This window comes from Streptococcus infantis (assembly GCF_001579645.1).
GTDB lineage: Bacteria > Bacillota > Bacilli > Lactobacillales > Streptococcaceae > Streptococcus > Streptococcus infantis_E.
Window position 1 is genome coordinate 30,572 of record NZ_KQ970821.1, and the last position, 20,646, is coordinate 51,217.

The following is a 20,646-nucleotide window of genomic DNA, read 5'->3' on the forward strand; positions in this document are numbered from 1 at the left end:
TGACATGACCGAACACTCGATATGCCAGCCTGGACGACCAGGTCCCCAAGGACTATCCCAAGAAATCTCACCTGGTTTGGCAGATTTCCAGAGGGCAAAGTCTACAGGATTTTCCTTGCGAGCCGTTTCTTCATCTGTACGACCTGAAGCACCTAGCTCCAAGTCTTCTAGGGTTTTATTGGCCAATTTAGCATAGTTATGAGATTTTTCTACACGAAAATAGACATCTCCTTGACTCTCATAAGCATAGCCTTTTTCAATCAAATCTTCCACAAAGCGGATGATATCAGCCATAAACTCTACAACACGTGGATGACGAGTCGCAGGTTTCACCCCCAAAGCCGTCACATCTTCACGAAAGGCAGCGATATACTTGTCCGCTACTTCCTGAGGTGTGATACCTTCTTCCTTGGCACGGTTGATAATCTTATCATCCACATCGGTAAAGTTTGAAATGTAGGCAACCTCATATCCACGGTACTCAAAGTAGCGACGAATGGTATCGAAGGCTACTGTTGAACGGGCATTCCCCACGTGGATATAGTTATAAACTGTCGGCCCACAGACATACATCTTAACCTTGCCGTCCTCGATTGGGACAAATTCTCGCAAATCACGAGACATAGTGTCATAGATTTTAATCATAAAATAATAGTCAGGAAAGCTAAAATTCATAAACAGATATTTTCATAACTAACTGTTCAACGAAATTTTAGTCCGATTGCCTGTCACAAATCGGATTTCCTTGCTCCTTTCTAAACATAAAAGAAGAATACAGTAAAAAGATGAAGGGAGTCACTACGGAAGTTTTATTGCTATGTTTTCCGTTAGGCTCCCTTCCTTTCTTGTTTCAAATTTATCGTAAAGACTAGTCTAAACTAACTCTTGAGCAATGACTAGGGCAATCTCAAAGAAAGTCATAGCATCCGCTTTTCTATCCTCGCGTCTAGCATCCCATTCGTGATTTTGATGGTCGACATAGTCAGCTGTGTAGAAAAATTGATAGACATTGGCTAGTCGATATTGGGCCCAGGCCATGATAGCTGAAGCTTCCATATCTACAACTCTAGCTCCTGCTGCTAGTCTTCGTTTGACCTTAGCAGCTGTCTCACGATAGAAGGCATCTGTGGTCCAAGACTTTGTTCGAATATGCTCAATTCCAGCTTTATCCAAGGCTTTTTCCATAGTTAAGAGTAGAGATTGCTCATAGGCTATTTCATCACTTGCTGGAGCATAGTGATAACTAGTACCTTCATCACGTAAAGCCGAGCTTGGTAGGATAATCTTATCTGCTTGAATAGACTGGTCTAGAACTCCGCAAGATCCTAAAATGATAAAGTTCTTAAATCCTCTTACTTTGAGTTCTTCTAAGAGTCCAACAACCATTGGAGCTCCAATAAGAGCCATAGCAACTGCTACCTTACTCCCATCTTTTTCATAGATATACCATGGCAGTTTACCATTTAGATTGGTAAGATAGCCACCTTCATAGACTCCGTCTATCTGCTTTACTCGTTCAAGGATTTCTCCATTAAAAGACAAGATAATGGTATCACAGATTTCTCCACCACTAAGGAGGCTTCGATCTGTTGGCTCGATAACAGCAGGCACATTTTCAAATTCTTCTAATAGCATTTATTACTCTTTCGCATTCAGATAAACCACCTGGGTCTGTTTAACAAAGCCAATTTTTTCATACAAACGTTTGGCACCTACATTGCTATCTTCCACGGCAATCTGAAACTCCTTGTCATTTTGCTCAATCAGTTTGTTGACGAGGGATTTTGCTAGATAGCTTCCGTAGCCTTGCCCACGTTCAAGCTCAGCTATTGCTAAACCATAGAGGTAATTCGTATTACTCGATAAATCAACTGTACAAGTTCCAATAACCTGACCGTTTTTTAATAAAATATATAGGCGACTTTCTGGATCTTTCAGAGCTTTAGCGATATATCTATCCACAACTTCTTTAGATTCATGTTCCTCTGAAAATGCCTGAAATTTTAACTGACTAATTTGATCCTGATAAGAACGATCTGCTAACAAAACGTCCAGATTGGAAACAGTTGCTAACGGATAAGGTCTTCTATCCTTACCTAACCAGGTTTCTGTCTCTTCATCCTCGACCAGTCCCCAGTTGTTGACAAAATCAGGATGGCGCTCTAGAAAAACACGCTCTGTCTGAAAAGTCACAGACTCAATTGGATAAGATGCCGTTTCTTTCTGAAAACTTCTATACAAAGCCCGCGCAATTCCTTGACGACGATGATTGGGGTAGACCAGGATCGCTACTTCCACATCTTGGTCATCTGCATAGACGGTTAATAGGCCAACAAGTTCACCTTTTTCATAATAAAGGAAAAAGGCGGGCATATCGGGGTTAAAATTGAGCATGTTAGAAAGATAAGGATCACGATAAGTTCCATCATAGGCTTGGCAACAGTTAATTAGTTTTTTCGCCTCAGATAGCTCCTCTTGACTTAACTTGTTTCTTGCTTGAATCATATAGGAATCCTCTACAAACCAGACGAACTGTGACTGGCTTCTCTAGCATGCTCAAGTTTATTGACGTAGTATTCACGTTTTTCTTCAACTTCATGAATAGTTAGCTCATCTTTTTGCCCATGAACACGGACAATCTTGGCTGGAATACCGACAACTGTTACATCACTAGGTACGTCTGCCACAACAACCGCTGCAGCACCGACCTTGGCATTTTCACCGATTTCTACAGGTCCAATGACTTGAGCATGAGCAGAGATGAGAACACCTTTACGAATAGTCGGATGGCGTTTGCCACAATCCTTCCCAGTCCCACCAAGGGTTACCCCATGATAGAGGAGTACTCCCTTTTCAACGATAGCAGTCTCTCCAATCACAAGACCTCCCCCATGATCGATAAAAACACCTGAATCGATCTGAGCGCCCGGATGGATCTCAATCTGAGTCCAGAAGCGCCAAAACTGACTGTGCATCCGAGCCAAGAGTTTAAAGCCGTGCTTCCAGAGAAAATGAGAGAGACGGTGGGCAGCCAAGGCCTTAACTCCAGGGTAAGTCAGTAAGACTTCCAGGGTGTTGCGAGCCGCTGGATCATTTTCTTTTACAATATCAATGGTTTCACGCCACCATCCCATACATTTTTCCTTTCTTATTCTGAGTCTTTTGGTGTTTCTGTAGTTTCTTTCTTAGGTTTGTGGTCCTTGTGGTGGTGACGAGGGCGATCGCCATGACGATGACCTTTTTCCCCTTTTTCTTCTGAACGTTCAGGTTTTGGAGGACGTGGTAAGAGTGCCTTCATAGAAGCGTCTACACGACCTTTTTCATCGATCTTGATGACCTTCACATCTACAAAATCACCAATTTGAACTAAATCTTCTACATTATTGGTACGTGTCCAAGCCATTTCAGAGATGTGTACAAGGGCATCTGTCTTATCAAATAGGTTGACAAAGGCTCCGAATTTCTCGATACGAACCACTTTGGCATGGTAGACTTCGTCCACTTTAGCTTCACGAACCAAACCAGCAATGATTTCTTTAGCACGGTTGATGGCATCTTGGTCGCTAGAGTAGATAGATACGTTACCTTCTTCGTCGATATCAATCTTAACGCCTGTTTCAGCGATAATCTTATCGATTGTTTCTCCACCTTTACCGATGACAATCTTGATCTTATCAACATCAATCTTGATGGTATCAATTTTCGGTGCAGTTGGAGCCAATTCTGGACGTACTTCTGGAATCGTTGCTTCAATCACGTCAAGGATTTCAAAACGAGCTTTCTTGGCTTGGGCAAGAGCTTCAGTCAAGATTTCTGCAGTAATCCCTTGGATCTTGATATCCATTTGAAGGGCTGTAATCCCGTCACGAGTACCTGCAACCTTAAAGTCCATGTCTCCAAAGTGGTCTTCCAAACCTTGGATATCTGTCAATACTGTGTAGTTGTTTCCATCTGAGATGAGACCCATAGCAATACCTGCTACAGGAGCCTTGATTGGCACACCGCCAGCCATAAGGGCAAGTGTTCCCGCACAGATAGATGCTTGAGATGAAGAACCGTTTGATTCCAAGACCTCAGCTACCAAACGGATGGCATATGGAAATTCTTCTAAGCTTGGTAAGACTTGAGCAAGGGCACGCTCACCGAGGGCACCGTGACCGATTTCACGACGACCAGGCGCACCGTAACGTCCAGTTTCACCAACAGAGTATTGTGGGAAGTTATAGTGGTGCATAAAGCGTTTCTTGTACTCTGGATCCAAACCATCGATGATTTGCGTTTCACCCATTGGCGCCAAAGTCAAGATAGAAAGAGCCTGAGTTTGTCCACGAGTGAAGAGACCTGAACCGTGAACGCGAGGAAGGAAGTCAACAACCGCATCCAAAGGACGGATTTCATCGACCTTACGGCCGTCAGGACGAACCTTGTCTTCTGTGATCAAACGGCGCACTTCTGCGTGTTCCATTTGTTCCAAGATTTCAGCCACATCACGCATAATACGATCAAATTCTTCGTGGTCTGCATATTTTTCTTCGTAAACTGCTGTGACTTGATCTTTCACTGCTTGAGTTGCAGCTTCACGAGCCAATTTTTCTTCAACTTGAACAGCTTTTTGAAGGTCACTGTTGTAGGCTGCGATGATTTCGGCTTGCAAGTCAGCATCTACATGAAGCAATTCTACTTCTGCTTTTTCTTTACCAACTGCCGCAACGATTTCTTCTTGGAAGGCAATCAATTCTTTGACAGCTTCGTGTCCTTTGAGAAGAGCTTCCAACATGATTTCTTCTGACAATTCTTTGGCACCAGACTCTACCATGTTGATAGCGTGCTTGGTACCAGCTACTGTCAATTCAAGAAGCGATTGCTCTGCTTGTTCTTGCGTTGGGTTGATGATGATTTGGCCATCCACATAACCTACTTGTACTCCAGCGATTGGGCCATCAAATGGAATATCTGAGATAGAAAGCGCCAATGATGAACCAAACATAGCTGCCATTGGTGCAGATGCATTTTCATCGTAAGAAAGAACTGTGTTGATCACTTGCACTTCGTTACGGAAACCTTCCGCAAACATTGGACGGATTGGACGGTCGATCAGACGCGCTGTCAATGTCGCATCTGTTGAAGGACGTCCTTCACGTTTCATAAAGCCACCAGGAAATTTCCCAGCCGCATACATTTTTTCTTCGTAGTTGACTTGAAGCGGGAAGAAATCCCCAGTTGCCATCTTCTTAGACATAACGGCAGCAGTCAAGACAGTTGACTCACCGTAACGCACGACAACAGAGCCATTTGCTTGCTTAGCAACCTGACCAGTCTCTACGATCAACTCACGACCCGCAAAAGTCGTTTGAAACACTTGTTTTGTCATTTTAATCCCCTTTGGATTGATAAAATTATACGCCTTGCCTACAAAAATCAAGATACTAAGCCGTTAAGCAACTCAAAGGAAAATAGGAAATCGAACGACGGAGCGAATGCTCCTAGGTAGATTTATCTTTTTCCACAGAGTTGTAGGCGTGTTCAATTACTCATGATATTTTGGAGATTTAGAGTTTCGTTTTCGCAACCTTTATAACCTAAATACCCTCATCTTTGTATCAAGTACGTACAGAGTATATTTTATCATATTTTTCTTAAAAAGTACGGTCTTTTCTATAAAAAAGGAACCATTCTGCTATGAAAAGTAGAATGGTTTGCTTTTGATTATTTTAGGGTTGATGATTGAACAAGGCATGGGTTGCTTGGTGGATGTACTGAGCAGTGTCTGCGTTGTTCATGGTGTAGAGATGCACGCCTGCTACGTCTTGCGTTACCAAGTCCACGATTTGGTCAACGGCATAAGCAAGTCCTGCTGCTCTGAGTGACTCAGGGTCATTCTCATACTTGTCCAAGATAGCCTTAAACTTCCGAGGAAGATGGATATTCTCACAAGTCTTCAAGAGACGAAGCGCTTGGTTACGGTTAAGAATTGGCATGATCCCTGCATGAATGGGCACATCAATCCCAGCCAAGGTACACTTGTCTTGGAAATCGTAGAAACGCTCATTGTCAAAGAAAAGCTGAGTGACAAGACTTGAACAGCCTGCATCCACTTTTCTCTTGAGATTTTGGATATCTGAGATTTGGTTTGGCGAATCCGGGTGCCCTTCTGGGTAACAAGCCCCAACAATATCAAAATGCGGTGCCTGTTCAGTGATAAACTCAATCAAGTCTGTAGCGTAACGAAAATCCTTCTGTGGCTCAACACCTGGAATGATATCCCCACGTAAAGCCAAGATTTTCTGAACACCAACTTTATCCAAATCCGCAATGGTCTCAGCCACCTTATCCTTAGTCAAATAGATAGCTGGCAAGTGAGCAATGGTTGGGATCTCCAAGTCATTTTGGATATAGTCTGCCAAACGAACCGTCGTCTCTTTGATATTAAATTTATTATTACTAGCAGTCACACTGATGAAGTGTGGTGCCAAGCCCTGCATGTCTTTCAGGGCTGCAATAATTTTGTCATTGCCTACTTCTGGGTTTGGAGGGAAAACTTCAAATGAGAGTGACGGTGTTTGACGCGACATATGTAATAACCTTTTTCTAGTTGATTTCTTACTGATCAACCGTGTAGAGAGAACTGTCTTTTCTTACAATTTCTCACGCGCAGCTTTGGCAGCTTCTACAAGGCGGATCAAGCTTTCTTTCGTTTCTGGAATACCACGTGTTTTCAAACCACAGTCAGGGTTGATCCAAACTTTCTTGCTAGGTACTTTCGCAAGGATAGCTTCGATTGTGTGGTCGATTTCGCCTTCGTTAGGCACACGAGGTGAGTGGATATCGTAAACCCCAGGTCCAACTTCTGTTTGGAAGTTTTTCGCTTTGAGTTCGTCCAAGATTTCAAGGTTTGAACGGCTAGCTTCAAATGAGATAACGTCTGCATCCATGTTGTCGATAGCTGGGATGATATCTGTAAATTCTGAGTAACACATGTGAGTGTGAATTTGTGTGTCTGGTGCTACTGTTGAGTGTACCAAGCGGAAGGCTGGAATAGCCCAGTCAAGGTAGTCTTCGTACCAGTCGCTACGACGGAGTGGCAATTTCTCACGAAGAGCAGCCTCGTCGATTTGGATGATTTTCACGCCTGCAGCTTCAAGGTCAAGAACTTCATCCTTGATTGCAAGAGCGATTTGAAGAGTAGAATCCTTGATAGAGATGTCTTCACGTGGGAATGACCAGTTAAGGATGGTAACAGGTCCAGTCAACATACCTTTAACAGGTTTGTCCGTACGGCTTTGTGCGTAGCTAGACCATTTGACAGTGATAGGGTTGAGACGAGTCACATCACCCCAGATGATTGGTGGTTTAACCCCACGCATACCGTATGATTGTACCCAACCATTCTTAGAGAAGAGGTAACCTGACAAGTTTTGACCGAAGTACTCAACCATGTCATTACGCTCGAATTCACCGTGTACAAGCACGTCAAATCCAACTTCTTCTTGCCATTTGATCCATTCGTCGATAGTCTCAGCAAGGAAGGCATCGTATTCTTCTTGTGACAATTCACCCTTACGGAAGGCCAAACGTTTAGCACGAACTTCCTTGGTTTGAGGGAATGAACCGATAGTTGTTGTTGGAAGGGCTGGAAGTTTGAAGGCATCTTCTTGGATTGCTTCACGTTCAGCAAAGGCTGGCAAACGAGTGTAGTCTGCGTCAGTCAATCCAGCGATACGAGCACGAAGTTCCGCATTTTCACCAACACGTTCAGTCGCAAAGAGTTCTTTGTTAGCCGCAAGAGCTTCTGCACCTTGACCGTTGCGGATAGCATCCAAGTCACGGATCTCATCCAATTTTTCAACTGCAAATGCAAAGTGGTTCAAGATAGCTGGTTCAAATTCTTCATTAGCAGTTGTAAATGGCACATGAAGAAGTGAACATGAGCTTGTCAAGACGATGTTTTCAGCCGGGATTTGCTCAAGAACAGCCAAGCTCTTTTCGTAGTTGTTGCGCCAGATGTTCTTACCATTAACAATACCTGCATAAAGAGTCTTGTCAGCTGGGAAGCCACCTTTAACGAGCTCAAGAGTTTTCTTACCTTCAACGAAGTCAAGACCGATCGCATCTACTGGCAATTTGACAAGGTCAGCATAGACGTCACGAACGTCTCCGAAGTAAGTTTGAAGCAAAACTTCAAGACCTTTCTTGTCAGCCAAAAGCTTGTTGTAGATGTTCAAGAAGAGTGCTTTTTCTTCTTCTGTCAAGTCTTTGACAAGAGCGGCTTCATCGAGTTGGATACGAGTTGCACCAAGTTCAGCCAATTTTGCAAAAACATCTTGGTAAGCAGCTACTAAGCTATCTACGAAGTCTTCTGCTTTCACTCCTTCTTCATAGTCTGATAATTGAAGGAAAGTGAATGGACCTACAAGGACAGGACGAGTGTTAAGACCAAGTTCTTTAGCTTCTTGGAACTCATCGAAAATCTTGTGGCCAGCCAATTTTACTTTAGTGTCTTTTTCAAATTTAGGAACGATGTAGTGGTAGTTAGTGTTGAACCATTTCTTCATCGGAAGGGCACGAACATCCCCTTTTTCTCCTTGGTAACCACGTCCCAAAGCAAAGTAACGTTCAAGATCAGACAATTCCAAGTTTTGAACAGATGCAGGAACTACGTTGAAAAGGAAAGCAGCGTCTAGGAAGTTGTCATAGTGAGAAAAGTCATTTGATGGGATTTCAGTGATGCCTTTTTCTTTGACGATGTTCCAGTGTTTTGCACGCAATTCTTTAGCCGCAGCCAAGAGTTCTTCTTCTGAGATTTCTTTTCTAAAGTATTTTTCAGTTGTAAATTTTAATTCGCGGAATTCACCCAAACGAGGGAAACCGATAATTGTAGTTGACATGTTTTGTCCTCCAAAAATTGTTGTTGAAACTATCTTAACAGAAAAGAAACTGTCTGTATAATTGTAAAAAATTAGGCTTTGATATAGTTTGAAACTATATCTCGATTTAAAAGACAAAAAAAGATTTGGAGAAGATTCCACAAATCCTTTGATAGATATAGATTAGTAGCCTTTTAAGGTTGCTGTGTTCTGCGCAAAACAATAGTGAACTGACAACTACCTATGGCTTGGTATTAGAAAAGACTATAGGTTGATATTTCTTTTGTAATTCTGATATTTCCCTAAAAAGTGCGGACGGGAGGTAAAATTATCCGGTGGATGATTTTAGCAAACCAAGTAATTTCATCCCTATCAACCTTTTTCCTGTTCCAGCGGAACGACTGCTAGTGTCTTTCCTAAACTGGCTAAAACTTTTAAGACGGTATCTAACTGAGGGCTAGTCTTACCTGTTTCCATTCTAGCTATGACAGGCTGGCTCACTCCACTGAGTTCTTCTAGCTTTTTCTGACTAATTCCTTGCTCACGTCTAGCCTCAATCAATTCACTCATGATTGCCACCCGCATATCACTTTCAAGGATTTCCTCCTTGGTGAAGAGTTGAGACCGGACATCCTTCCAGTTACTTCCAATAGCACTATTTTTCATCACTTAATCCTCTTTCTTTTAAGTCCTTCAGTTCACGCTTGGCTTTTTCAATTTCTCTTCTAGGAGTCTTTTGAGTCTTTTTGACAAAATGATGTAAAAGAACAAAACTCCCATCAAGCCAAGCGACAAATAAAATCCTATCCCGAAGAGGTCTTAGTTCCCATATCTCATCTTCTAAATGTTTAATATAGGGTTCACCAGCTCTAGTCCCATGCTGACTAAGTAGCTCGATATAGTCGTTTAGTTTATTGAGTTTTATGCGACTATCCTTACTTTTACGACAGGCCAATTCTCTCATATAATCCAAGACTGGCTCATTTCCATTTTTGTCCTTATAGAAGTAAATCGTGTGCACCAAGCAACCTCTTTTTAATTTAATTATAACTTAAAAGTTATTGAAAGTAAATCCAAATATTCATAAAAAGAAGACCTTAGAATCATTCTAAAGGTCTCATTTTTATTATTCGAAAAAATACGAAAAGAGTTCTAAATTAGAGTTAATCCTGACTCTTACTCCAGCTCTATCCCCTTGTCACGGAGATTAGCCAGACACTCCTCATAGTAGGCCTGGTCGTGCTCACTATAAATAGGACTTTTCAGCTTTTCCTCTGCTAAGTCTTGATAAGGAGGGCAGGTCTTGCCACGATAGTTCTTATCCAGCCACTCCGGACTGACTTTGTAGCCACGGTCGCCCATCTCCTCCATGATCAAGTCATGATAGGCATAGAGACGATAGGGCGAGTGGGTAAAGACATAGTCCACCGTCGCATGCTTTCTGCCCCATCCATTGCCACGAAGGGCACAGCACTCTCGATGCTGCCCCAAGAGCTGAGGACGGGGAAGTTGTGAAATCAAAGCCTCATGCCAAAGTCTCATGGGAGTCTCCTTTCAGCAAAGTAGAATGTTGCAGATATGCATTTGGGTATCGTTCAAGCAAATCTCTCGTCTGAGCAATCAAGTCTTCTTTGGTGGCATGACCAGAGTGATAACGCTCCAGTAAAAACATATAGTCCTTACGCTCAGCATCAGTCGCTTTCTTTTTAAAATAGCCCCAAATATGCTGAAAAGCATTGCAAACCTGACCCCTGTGCTCTGGAATCTGGCAGGCACGGTCAATCATCTCTTGAACCTGACTCACCTCCACCACTTCTTGCTTGAGATACTGACGAATGTCCTTGTAAATATTGCTGGAATGGCTCAAAACGAGGTATTTATTTTCCGCCCAGAGTTGCTGACAAAGGGCACGTTGGTTGTTATTTTCCATATTTCTCCTAACTTTCTACTAGTTCCCAGGAAATACGGAAACAAAGTTATATCTATAAAATGAGCGAATTATGAGCGAATAAAGAAGTTCTAAGTACTAGCCGTATGAAGCTTTTTTCATCTTTAAAAACTTCCTGCGACTCATGAAACAAAGTAATAATTTTCTTTTAGTTCTCGGAAACGGTCAAAACTGAGAATCCCCTCATTTTGTAATCTGCCTAAAACGACGCTCGGATGAATATCTATCTCCTCTGCAAAATCTAGAATATCCGACTTATCAAAATTTCCTTTTTTGATAAAAGTCTGATAATCTTCTGGACTAATCAAGAAATCTTTTGCAAACTGATCTGCCCTTTCCTCAGAACGTCGGTAGCTTTCGCTATTTCCATCATCAGATGAAAAATCGTTCTCAAGAATGTGCCCAATTTCATGAAAAAGTGAGAACCAGAAAATATCTGATGCTTTGTTTCTATCCGTAAGTAAAAGCAAGGCACTACCATTGCTGAATTTTTTAGTCGCTCCATTCAAATTGGCATTTGGCAAAGCAGGTAAACCGACTAAGACAACACCACAGTCTAACAAGATATCGTACAAGCGTTGAGGAAAGGCTTCTGGGTCCTGTCTAGTCAACACTCTCAAGGCAGGCAAGCTTTTCTCTAACTTTTTGCGATTGAGCTTGGTAGTTGTTACATCACGCGCTTTTTTAGACGCCAACTCCAGCATGATATTAGAGTTTACTATACTTTTAATTGTAAACTCACGCGTATTACGATAGCTGACTAGATGGTTAAAAGATGTAAGGTTTTCTAAACTTGCCACACCTAGAATCTTGCGAAGTTCGATAATCTTTTCCTTCAAGCTATAGCGTTTGTCTGGCACGTAGCCTTCTTCCTTAAAATACTTGAAATCTATCATTTCACAGATTTCTTTCTCGCTACCTTCTTCTAGCTCTTTTTGTTCTACAATCTCTGCAACTTTTACATCGTAAGCATTCTGAAGATTGAGCCAAGTTTGCATGGAAACCCCGCTTAGCTTGGCAAGCTTATGTGCCGTTTCTTTACTGATGGACTCCTCAGCATTGACGAGCTTGCTGACAGTCTTTGCCGATACTCCTAAGCGATCCGCAAATTCTTTCTGAGTTACGTTATAATCTTCAATCAACTCTTCAACATACTGACCTGGATGAAAAGCAATCAGGTCTTTGTATTCAACAATTTTTTTACTCATAGTGATTGCTGACCTCCTCTATTTTTAGGATTTCGATTTCAACAGGACTAGGAAATAGCTTTTCTAGATCCTCCTCACGAAATTCTACAATCAACCGATAGGAACTCCTTCGACCATCTATATCCAAAGCAAACTGTCCCTGTCTCTTCCCCTTGAGTTGGTGAAAGTGATATTTAGGAAAAGCTATCACACTGGCCAAAGAATCTGCAGCTTCCAAAAAGGTAATCAACTGATGCAACTTTACAGCAATCTTATCCGAAAAATCCTTTTTCGCCTGCCTCAGCTCTGTGCACTGCTTTTTAACAGTTTTATTTGTATAGATAAGCTTCATATATCCCTTTCTGTTAAATTAAATTACCTTTTAGGTAATTTAATTGTATCATTTTTAGACAATAAAAACCAGCCAAAAATTGATTTGGCTGGGACTTTTGAATTTCAGCTTTTAGAACTAACATAAATCTTCAAACACTGCTTACTCATGTTTTAATACAAATTTAATTTCTTCTAATTTAGTTTTTAAGGTACTTTTTGATAACCTCAAATCTAAGGTTCTATATTTTTCGGACTGTTCAAAAATTTCAGTATAAATGCTTGAAGTAGATTCTAACTGATCTTGATAATTCACAATACTTTTTAATTTGTTCTTAAAATCTTTCAAAGAATTTTTATAGTTAGAAGCTCGGATATCAAGTTTATCCAGCTGTTTTTTCTTATTATAGGTTTCAATTATAAGTTTTTGTAACGACAATCTTGATTCTAAATTGCTTTCAATATTAATAAATTCGTTTAATAAGAAATCCAAACTAGGTATAGATCTCTCAACATATTCAGAAATACTAAAATCAGGTTTCTTACTATTATGTGCATAACTATGTCTTGCTCTAATCAATGAATCATGTATTTTCGTAAAGTCACTATCAGTATTAAATAATAAAAATTTGATTTTTTCATTATTAGTCTGGATATACTTGTCTAAAATATCCTTTATATCTTTAAACTCCGATTTTGGACTATATCTATTTCTACGAAAACTATTTTTTAGAAATTTTTCCAAGTGTTTATTTTCTTTCGATGATTCGACTGTCAATATTGAAAATACTAATTCTTTTACTAGTTGCTCTGAAAAGGTGTAGTATTCAATCATTAAATTTAATTCACTTGATTCATATATATTTCTCAAATCCGCATAAGAAATTTCAATTTCAGTAGCAAAATGTCGATGCTTCTCCGGTTCATCAGCAAGACTTCCATTTATTTTCTTTACTCTCCTCAATGTTTCCTTTAAACTTAACAATCGCTCTTTAAATTCAATAAAATCAATCATGATAGTTATTTTTCTAGTATACCTTCAAAAATTTCAAATCTCTTTTTAATTGATAATACACTACCTGTACTTGTTGAAAATGGATTATGCGACTCATCTAATAGATAACCATCAAATAACTGTCCCATATGATTGATATACTTATCATTAAAATTATCAGGAAGTTTATATCCACCAAATACCATAACACCTAACAGAGATTCCAAAATACCAAAATTTAAAATCCCTTCAATATCTCGATTCGCGTTCACTCTTCTAAATAATTTTTTTGCTTCGAAAAATTCTAATAACTGATCTAAGGAACTAAATAATTTGCTAATTACTTCTTCTGAAATGCTTTCTGATTTCTTTTGTTCCCCATATTCATCTAGTATATTTTTTATACCTTGTTTGCTAGATTTAAATTTTCCGTAGTAAATATCTGACATTGCAAGGACTCTAAGGAACGCTTCAACATGAAGATCTTTTTTAATCTGAGTTGAAGTAAATAGTGATAGGTAATTTTCTGATCGACTCGCAGCGCTATACAATGACTCCATAAATGGTCCATAAGCTAACGACTTTCTTATTTGCATGCCATTTAATTTTTCTGAACCAGTATTAATTCTTTCAAAAATTAAATATTTTGAACTAAAATCACCTGGATTCAACTGTTTAAACTCTACCAAAGATATCGTACTTCTACGAATTTTTCGCTGATACTCCTCTGGTAGTTCCTTAAAGGATTTTCCAGCAATTTCAGGAAAAACATTCTTTCTTGATAACCGACTTGTTATATTTTTTTTATCTCTTTTAATTCCTGTCCATGGATGTCCCTCTATAAAGTTATATAGTGTAGTTAAACGTTGATAACCATCAATAATTTCGTACCTATTATCATCGACCTCTAGAAGAAAGAGAGGTGGTATAGGAAGTCCTAGTATAATTGATTCAATCAGTCTAGAACTTTTAAGTGATGTCCAAACAAACTTTCTTTGCATTTCAGGTTTCTCAATTTCATTATGTTTGAACATATCAACCAGTTCACCAAATGAACGATTACTAACCCAGTGCTTGATTCTAAAGCCTTCAGGAACAACATCTTGTTCCTCATCATCTAAATCAGCAAAGGCTTCCTCTACATCTTCTAAAATTTCATCTGAAATTTCTAAACCATTACTTTTAACTTGATTATAAAAATCATCTACACTAGAAGCATTAATTGAGCCATCATAGCCCTCTAATTCCTCTGTATTCACTGCAGTAATTTCATTGTCTGCAAAAAAATAAAAGAAAAACATAAGCACTCCTTAACTTAAATTGTAAAATCTTGCACCTTCACCTGTCCATTCATCAGCATTGGCAAGAGCCAATCGCGAAGTTGGCTGAGTTGTTGGTTTTCTTGAATATTTTTATTTGTTTTCTTACTATATTTTAATATAATTTTAGAGTATTCCTCTTGCAACTCAACTGGAGGAATGGAGATAGAATACCAATTAATACCATCTATATTTAAATGTAAAACATTAGTTCCAGACGCCCAGTTTTTTATATAATTATGGTAATGTTCAGTACGTAATGTTGAGTATAGGTAGTACTTATTAATATAATCTACTTTAGAATCTATTTTTGCCAAATCCATAGAGAAGACATAATTTTGTTCATCAAAAGGAACAATAATAGGTGAACCTACAATATCAGCATTTCTCGTTAAATCCGTGCATGCAATTAGTAAATCTCCCCCACTTACAATCTTTTCTTTTAAATAATCCCCATTAAAATATTTTAGACCAGTAGATTTATAATTTCTATTTATATCAATTGATGCTAGGTTAATCATAGGAGTTCCGATATTATCTTTTATATTCTCGGTTGTATATGATATACCACGTGAGACTGAAAGCTTATCTTTCAACTTCTCAACTCCCCACCCCTCTGGGATTTCGCGTTTGAGTTCTGGGTGATAGACCATCTTTCCGCCTGATGATTTGTAGGGTTTGCCATTCTGGTCTGGGAAATCAAACTGCACAAACCAGTAGTCATAGAGGGTCTTAGCCATAGCTTCCAGCTCTTGGTTGATTTGGTTGTTTAAAAGAATCTTTTTATCAATTGAAGATAGTACTTCAACTATCTTATCCTGATAATCTTTTTCAGGAACCTTGATTCTCATTTTTGATAAATAGTCAATATTTATATTATCTTGGATACTTCCGCTAGCAGATTTTTGGATTTCTTTCTTAATATATTCAAAGAAATAGTACACAAATAATTCACTACTTTTTTCAGGATTTGCATTAAATCCCACAATACTATCTGGGAAACACATTGGATAAGATAAAATTGCTGTTTCAGCAATATTAGCCGCTATCGTGATGCAGAGTGTGCCAGCTGGCCATAACTTACTTTGTTTTAACCCAAAATCATTGTAATACGAATCATTTTTAGTTATATAGAGATTTGCAGCTTTAACATCACCTGTTTGTACCAAAGGATATTTGCCACCTTCAAATAGTCTAGCATCATTCCTAGGTCTATGCTTCGATTTACCTCTACTAAATGTCCCTAGTTCAGATAAACTTGTTATTTCCCAAGTAACTTCACTCATACTTTAACCCCTTCATTTGCTCTTCAATCTCCTGCTCCAATGCATGTGATTGCTGGAAAAGGTCTGTGAGTTTGTCTTGAAAGGCAGTCATCTTTGTTTCAAACTCTTCTGCTGTGATATCTACATAGTCGATCTTGATGTCAAAGTATTGACCCGCACTGAGAGAATAATTTTTCTCCTTGATTTCCTCATAAGATACGGTGACAGAAAAGTCCTCGACGGCTTCTTTCTTGATAAAGGTCTCGACAATCTTCTGCTCTTCCTCAGGAGACAGTACGGTCTTTTGGTTCTTACCTTCCTTGACCTTGGTTCCGAGGTTTGAGGCATCGATGAGAACGACTTCGCCCTTGTTTTTCTTATCAATAAAGAGGATGGAGACGTTGGTACCTGTTGTCGCAAAGATATTGGACGGCATCGAAACGACACCAGCCAACATTTGATTGTCCACCAAGTGTTGACGGATAGCCTTATCAATCCCTGACTGGGCCGTAATAAATCCTGTCGGTAGGACAACGGCTGCTTGACCATCTGGCTTCAAGGAGTAGATGATATGCTGGACAAAAAGCTCGTAAATCGCCATCTTGTCCTTAGATTTGGCTGGAATCTTGGGCACACCTGCAAAGAAACGCTCACTAGCTTCTGGCAAGATCTCCACTTGGTCACGCCACTCTGAAAAGTCCAGCTTAAAAGGAGGATTGGAGACGATATAGTCCATCTTTTCAGGATGGCGGTTGGCAGTGATGGTATTTCCCTGTACGATATTATGAATGGAGTGTTGAAGTCCGTTCAAAATCAGATTAAGACGGAGGAGATTAGATGATTTTTGCGAGATATCCTGACTATAGACAGTAGTCTTATCCACACCAATACGACTAGCCAAATTCATGAGCAAGGTACCCGAACCAGCTGACGGGTCATAGATGCGCACGTTTTGAGGCTTATCATCACCCACCAAGATATCAGCGATAATCTTAGCAACAGAGTGAGGCGTGTAGTACTCAGCATACTTGCCACCACCGTCTTTGTTATAATCCTTGATCATGTACTCAAAGAGGGTAGAGAAAAAGTCAAAACCTTGTGAAAAAATGGTCTCATCAAACTTGACGCGCGCAAGAAGATTGATGATGGCCTTTGCCACCTCGTTCCGTTTACTACTATCTGAGATAGTATCAGTAATCAAACGCTCATCAAAGAGACGTATGGCTGTGTCGCCGTCTGTATAGACAGAAAAGATATCGTTATTGTCAATGGCGATCTGATTAAGAGTATTTTCAAAAGTTTCGTAAAAAGTCGCCTCGTTTTGCTGACGGTGAAGACTTTCGATCAACTGGTCAGGCTTGAGCCAAGCTGTGCTAGTACCGATGTCCTCTAAGAGCCAGTCATAGTCTTCCTCACTCATAGCCAGCAAGTTTTCATATGTGTTGGACTCATCTAGGACCTTGGCTTGATACAAAAACTTGTCATTTAAAAATTTGTAGAGGAAGGACTGGGTGAGGAGTTTGTATTCACCCGCTTCTCCTCCTAATCCCGCGTGGGTAAAGACAGCTTTCAAATCATCTACCAAGCCTTGGACTTGGACTTTGTACGTTTCATTCATTAGTGTTGGTATTCCTCTTCATATCCTTCAAATAGTGACTCGACGATATAATTAAAATCCTCTCTTGTCAAACTACTTGCAGATTGGTTGGTTTTCATTTCAATCCGAGCTTCTTCCCGAATCATCTTCTTGAGGAAGTCCTCGTTATCGAGCACTCCTTGGTTTTGACCGATTTTACGATCCAGTCTGACTTTAGAACCCTTGATGACATGGTAGATAGCAGGAAAGTCACTGACCATGGTTGAGTTGGTCACGTGCTTATAGGATCGGGCTGCCATCTCATCTCCGTTAAAGTTTATGGTTAGACGTCTCATACGAGTATGATAGTCCTCCACAGACTTAAAGAGTTCTTCATAGTCTTTTTGGGTTTCTTTGATATTTTCCATGGTGAAGCCTTCTTGCCCATGGATGTAATGTTTTTTCATGATGCGCTGGAATTCTTCGTAGAGAGAGACCCACTCCGGATCCTTTTCATCACGTTGGTTTTTAATCCCACTTGCAACTCGACGTTTCAAGTCTTCCAGGTCATTAGCTGCTAGTCGGAGTTCTTCTTCTGAAATCTTGACAAAGCTAAAGCTGGTCTCAGACATAGCAAGATTTAAAAGAGTCCGACTAGAGAAGTCGTCTGGTTTATCGATCAGAGACAGTGTCAGCATGCGTCTAGAGAGGACATTGAGCAGGGTTGCAATCTGAGCAATGTCAATCTGCTGGAGCAGGTGATCGTAGCCTAGGAGACGGGCGATATTGTAGTACTGCTTGACAGACTCCAAGGCCTTGCGAAGGTCGATTAACTGCTTCTTATCCTTGATGTCATTGATAGCTTGGGAGAAGTACTCTAGATTGTCCGTTGGATAGTCTATGAGGATATGCTCGGTCTTGCTCAACTCTTGAGAAATCTCATCTGCTGACACAAAGAGCGAGCCAAAGACATCCTCGCCATTTTCCCCAGTCAGAGCCGTATCATACTCTTGGTTGAGTTCTTCCAGATAGGCACGATTGGTCTTGTCAAACTCCTTAGAAATATCCGCAAAGTCGATGACATAGCCAAAGAGATAGTCCTTGTATGGACGATTGACACGTGTTAGAGTTTGCAAAAGATTATGAGCCTTGATCTTGCGCCCTAGATAGAGTCGTTTGAGACGAGGTGCATCAAAACCTGTCAGGAGCATGGAGTAGACGATGATAAGATCAATCTTGCCTTCCTTGTAGGCATCTACCTTGTCCTTCTTTTCTTCCTTGTCTCCCTCGTCATGGAGGATAAGAACCGAAGTCAACTTGGTTGAGCCAGCTTGACGACGTTCTTCTAATTGCTTTTCAAGCTCACGCGACTGTTTGGACGAATCACAGACAATCATGCCACCAATGGTCTGATCATCAAAGACCAAATCACGAGCACGATTGAAGTCTTCGATGATAAAGTCCAGCATGGGCTCTACGTAATGCGGATGGGCAAAGATAGCTTCTTTGGACAGGTCGCCACGTTGGATTTCTTCGTTGATAGATCTGAGATTATCCTTATAAGACGTCTCGATATCTTCTCGCATTAAGCGTAGGGTAAAGCCGTCATCGATAGACTGGTTGTAGTAATATTTGTGGATGTAGTCCCCAAAGATATCACGCGTGGTCGCATGACTTTCCTTGGTCTTCCCATCTTTCTTATAGGTGATGAGAGGGGTTCCAGTCAAAGCAATCTTAATAGCCTTGGTATCAGCCTGATAGAGATTTGGCAGGTAAGAACCTCGTTCATTGTATGAACGGTGGGCTTCATCGATAAAATAGACATTTTGACGATTGAGGTCATAGCCAGAGCGGTCAGTTAAGTCTGAATCATCCTTAAACTTCTGGATATTAACCACAGCTACATTATAGCCGTCTTGTTTTTGATTGAGTTCCTGAGGGTTATTGATTCGCTTAACCTTGAGCCCTCGTTTAGTAAACTCTTTAAAAGCTTGGTCTGCCAAGTCCAGACGATCCACGACAAAGTAAAACTGAGGAACGATTCCCTCTTTTGAGAAATAGTTGGTCAGATAGCGGATATTGAAGAAAGCCAATGCAGTCTTACCTGAACCTTGGGTATGCCAGATAACCCCTTTCTTAACACCTTTTGCGATCGTTTCTTCGATAGCACGTGTCGCAAAATACTGAGGATAACGCATGACGTGCTTCTGCAGTTGCATCTGCCCATCCTTGCTTTGTTCTTCAACATAGACCAGACCAAAATGAAGCATAAAGAGCAAGCGTTCCTTCTGGTACAAGGAAGATAGAAAGGCATTACAAGGTGTATCAGGGTTCAGGTTTGTTGTAAACTCTGGTTGAGATTTGAGGGCAAAACGATTCATATCTTCTAAGACGAAGTCAATTTGGTTCTCCGTTAGCGTGGCAAAGGAATGAAGGAAATCTTCTTCTCTTTCTTCCTTGAAGGCATTAAACTTGGTTTTTGAATAGGCGTTCGAACCGTAATAAGAACCCTGTTTTTGCTGACCTTGGCCACTGATGTAAGGCAAGTTATCAGAGAGGGCTATCAACTGGGTGATATTGTTGAAGCGACGGAACTTACGATTTTCAAAACGGTATCTGGTTCTGTCTTGCTCAGACTGGATTCCAGTCTTCCCATCTCGGACAGCATTTGGCTGTTTGACTTCGATATAAGAAAGAGGCAAACCATTGATAAAAATAACAATATCTGGGCGGAATTCATCCTGACCATTTTGGCAAGTAACTTCAAGGGCTAGATGGAAGGTATTAGCTTCAGGATTTTCCCAGTCAATATAGGTCGTGCTTGTTTCTCCACTGATTCGTTTGTAAAAAGCCCGTCCCAAATCATTTTGATCCAACTCTAGCTTGATGTTAGCAAGTTCTCTCTCGAAGTCTTCCTCTGTCAAGTAGTTATTAAATTGGTTCTATAATTTTTAGGGTTGATGGAAATTTTCCACCAACCCTATTTTAGTGTATACAAAAAGGCCAACATCCATTATATTAAAAGCGCCTAAACCTAAAACAAAAGGATGATGACCATATGAACAATATACTAGAAGCCACGCTACAAATCAAAGATAAAAACATTATCTGGGATAATACAGTTCAAGAGAAGATATTTAAAAAGAGAAAATCTTTATTTTAT

At 40.2% G+C, this 20,646-nt stretch carries 17 protein-coding genes and 1 pseudogene; all 18 read right to left on the bottom strand.

Annotated features, from left to right (window positions below; genetic code table 11):
* On the bottom strand, positions 1 to 645 hold a 645-nt coding region (locus tag SINDD18_RS06560), incomplete at its 3' end, for a class I tRNA ligase family protein (protein ID WP_153014438.1).
* A 228-nt stretch (positions 646 to 873) separates the two neighbouring features.
* Positions 874 to 1,635, bottom strand: coding sequence for a nucleoside phosphorylase (locus SINDD18_RS06565; RefSeq protein WP_061863536.1), 762 nt, complete (start codon positions 1,633 to 1,635; stop codon positions 874 to 876).
* Between the two features lie 3 nt (positions 1,636 to 1,638).
* Positions 1,639 to 2,505, bottom strand: a complete 867-nt coding sequence (locus tag SINDD18_RS06570) for a GNAT family N-acetyltransferase (protein WP_061863537.1) — start codon at positions 2,503 to 2,505, stop codon at positions 1,639 to 1,641.
* A gap of 11 nt (positions 2,506 to 2,516) precedes the next feature.
* Positions 2,517 to 3,134: a serine O-acetyltransferase gene (gene cysE / locus SINDD18_RS06575; RefSeq protein ID WP_061863538.1), complete on the bottom strand. Its 618-nt coding sequence runs from the start codon at positions 3,132 to 3,134 to the stop codon at positions 2,517 to 2,519.
* Positions 3,135 to 3,148: 14 nt separating this feature from the next.
* Positions 3,149 to 5,371: a polyribonucleotide nucleotidyltransferase gene (pnp, locus tag SINDD18_RS06580; RefSeq protein WP_061863539.1), complete on the bottom strand. Its 2,223-nt coding sequence runs from the start codon at positions 5,369 to 5,371 to the stop codon at positions 3,149 to 3,151.
* Between the two features lie 340 nt (positions 5,372 to 5,711).
* Positions 5,712 to 6,572, bottom strand: a complete 861-nt coding sequence (gene metF / locus SINDD18_RS06585) for a methylenetetrahydrofolate reductase [NAD(P)H] (RefSeq protein WP_061863540.1) — start codon at positions 6,570 to 6,572, stop codon at positions 5,712 to 5,714.
* A gap of 63 nt (positions 6,573 to 6,635) precedes the next feature.
* A complete protein-coding gene (metE, locus tag SINDD18_RS06590) occupies positions 6,636 to 8,885 on the bottom strand; it encodes a 5-methyltetrahydropteroyltriglutamate--homocysteine S-methyltransferase (RefSeq protein ID WP_061863541.1) in 2,250 nt (749 codons plus the stop codon).
* A gap of 351 nt (positions 8,886 to 9,236) precedes the next feature.
* Positions 9,237 to 9,530 (bottom strand): helix-turn-helix domain-containing protein, encoded by a 294-nt coding sequence (locus tag SINDD18_RS06595; RefSeq protein WP_049504013.1) that lies wholly within the window; start codon positions 9,528 to 9,530, stop codon positions 9,237 to 9,239.
* Entirely contained in the window at positions 9,520 to 9,885 is a 366-nt protein-coding gene (locus SINDD18_RS06600) for a type II toxin-antitoxin system RelE/ParE family toxin (RefSeq protein WP_061863542.1), read from the bottom strand. Before SINDD18_RS06600 ends, SINDD18_RS06595 begins: the two co-directional genes overlap by 11 nt.
* Positions 9,886 to 10,040: 155 nt before the next feature.
* Positions 10,041 to 10,406, bottom strand: coding sequence for a TIGR02328 family protein (locus tag SINDD18_RS06605; protein ID WP_061863543.1), 366 nt, complete (start codon positions 10,404 to 10,406; stop codon positions 10,041 to 10,043).
* The gene (locus SINDD18_RS06610; protein WP_061863544.1) at positions 10,390 to 10,794 is read right to left on the bottom strand and encodes a YbgA family protein; all 405 of its coding nucleotides are present in this window, start codon (positions 10,792 to 10,794) and stop codon (positions 10,390 to 10,392) included. Before SINDD18_RS06610 ends, SINDD18_RS06605 begins: the two co-directional genes overlap by 17 nt.
* A gap of 140 nt (positions 10,795 to 10,934) precedes the next feature.
* Positions 10,935 to 12,020, bottom strand: a complete 1,086-nt coding sequence (locus SINDD18_RS06615; RefSeq protein WP_061863545.1) for a HigA family addiction module antitoxin — start codon at positions 12,018 to 12,020, stop codon at positions 10,935 to 10,937.
* Positions 12,013 to 12,351: a type II toxin-antitoxin system RelE/ParE family toxin gene (locus SINDD18_RS06620; protein WP_061863546.1), complete on the bottom strand. Its 339-nt coding sequence runs from the start codon at positions 12,349 to 12,351 to the stop codon at positions 12,013 to 12,015. The genes SINDD18_RS06615 and SINDD18_RS06620 overlap by 8 nt, the downstream gene beginning before the upstream one ends.
* A gap of 141 nt (positions 12,352 to 12,492) precedes the next feature.
* Entirely contained in the window at positions 12,493 to 13,344 is an 852-nt protein-coding gene (locus tag SINDD18_RS06625; RefSeq protein ID WP_061863547.1) for a hypothetical protein, read from the bottom strand.
* A 5-nt stretch (positions 13,345 to 13,349) separates the two neighbouring features.
* Complete coding sequence (locus tag SINDD18_RS06630; RefSeq protein WP_081108282.1) at positions 13,350 to 14,624, bottom strand: DUF262 domain-containing protein; 1,275 nt, start codon at positions 14,622 to 14,624, stop codon at positions 13,350 to 13,352.
* Positions 14,625 to 14,638: 14 nt separating this feature from the next.
* Complete coding sequence (locus SINDD18_RS06635) at positions 14,639 to 15,928, bottom strand: restriction endonuclease subunit S (RefSeq protein WP_061863549.1); 1,290 nt, start codon at positions 15,926 to 15,928, stop codon at positions 14,639 to 14,641.
* On the bottom strand, positions 15,921 to 17,525 hold the full coding sequence (locus SINDD18_RS06640; protein ID WP_061863550.1) for an HsdM family class I SAM-dependent methyltransferase: 1,605 nt from the start codon (positions 17,523 to 17,525) through the stop codon (positions 15,921 to 15,923). Before SINDD18_RS06640 ends, SINDD18_RS06635 begins: the two co-directional genes overlap by 8 nt.
* A pseudogene (locus SINDD18_RS06645) lies at positions 17,525 to 20,422 on the bottom strand (DEAD/DEAH box helicase family protein); the annotation flags it as partial. The gene SINDD18_RS06640 and the pseudogene SINDD18_RS06645, both read right to left, overlap by 1 nt.
* Between the last annotated feature and the right edge of the window lie 224 nt (positions 20,423 to 20,646).

What these genes read in the sequence shown, in the direction of transcription:
- SINDD18_RS06565 (WP_061863536.1), bottom strand. Translation starts at nt 1,635, where the DNA reads ATGCTATTAGAAGAATTTGAAAATGTGCCTGCTGTTATCGAGCCAACA.
- SINDD18_RS06570 (WP_061863537.1), bottom strand. Translation starts at nt 2,505, where the DNA reads ATGATTCAAGCAAGAAACAAGTTAAGTCAAGAGGAGCTATCTGAGGCG.
- cysE (WP_061863538.1), bottom strand. Translation starts at nt 3,134, where the DNA reads ATGGGATGGTGGCGTGAAACCATTGATATTGTAAAAGAAAATGATCCA.
- pnp (WP_061863539.1), bottom strand. Translation starts at nt 5,371, where the DNA reads ATGACAAAACAAGTGTTTCAAACGACTTTTGCGGGTCGTGAGTTGATC.
- metF (WP_061863540.1), bottom strand. Translation starts at nt 6,572, where the DNA reads ATGTCGCGTCAAACACCGTCACTCTCATTTGAAGTTTTCCCTCCAAAC.
- metE (WP_061863541.1), bottom strand. Translation starts at nt 8,885, where the DNA reads ATGTCAACTACAATTATCGGTTTCCCTCGTTTGGGTGAATTCCGCGAA.
- SINDD18_RS06595 (WP_049504013.1), bottom strand. Translation starts at nt 9,530, where the DNA reads ATGAAAAATAGTGCTATTGGAAGTAACTGGAAGGATGTCCGGTCTCAA.
- SINDD18_RS06605 (WP_061863543.1), bottom strand. Translation starts at nt 10,406, where the DNA reads ATGAGACTTTGGCATGAGGCTTTGATTTCACAACTTCCCCGTCCTCAG.
- SINDD18_RS06610 (WP_061863544.1), bottom strand. Translation starts at nt 10,794, where the DNA reads ATGGAAAATAACAACCAACGTGCCCTTTGTCAGCAACTCTGGGCGGAA.
- SINDD18_RS06615 (WP_061863545.1), bottom strand. Translation starts at nt 12,020, where the DNA reads ATGAGTAAAAAAATTGTTGAATACAAAGACCTGATTGCTTTTCATCCA.
- SINDD18_RS06620 (WP_061863546.1), bottom strand. Translation starts at nt 12,351, where the DNA reads ATGAAGCTTATCTATACAAATAAAACTGTTAAAAAGCAGTGCACAGAG.
- SINDD18_RS06625 (WP_061863547.1), bottom strand. Translation starts at nt 13,344, where the DNA reads ATGATTGATTTTATTGAATTTAAAGAGCGATTGTTAAGTTTAAAGGAA.
- SINDD18_RS06630 (WP_081108282.1), bottom strand. Translation starts at nt 14,624, where the DNA reads ATGTTTTTCTTTTATTTTTTTGCAGACAATGAAATTACTGCAGTGAAT.
- SINDD18_RS06635 (WP_061863549.1), bottom strand. Translation starts at nt 15,928, where the DNA reads ATGAGTGAAGTTACTTGGGAAATAACAAGTTTATCTGAACTAGGGACA.
- SINDD18_RS06640 (WP_061863550.1), bottom strand. Translation starts at nt 17,525, where the DNA reads ATGAATGAAACGTACAAAGTCCAAGTCCAAGGCTTGGTAGATGATTTG.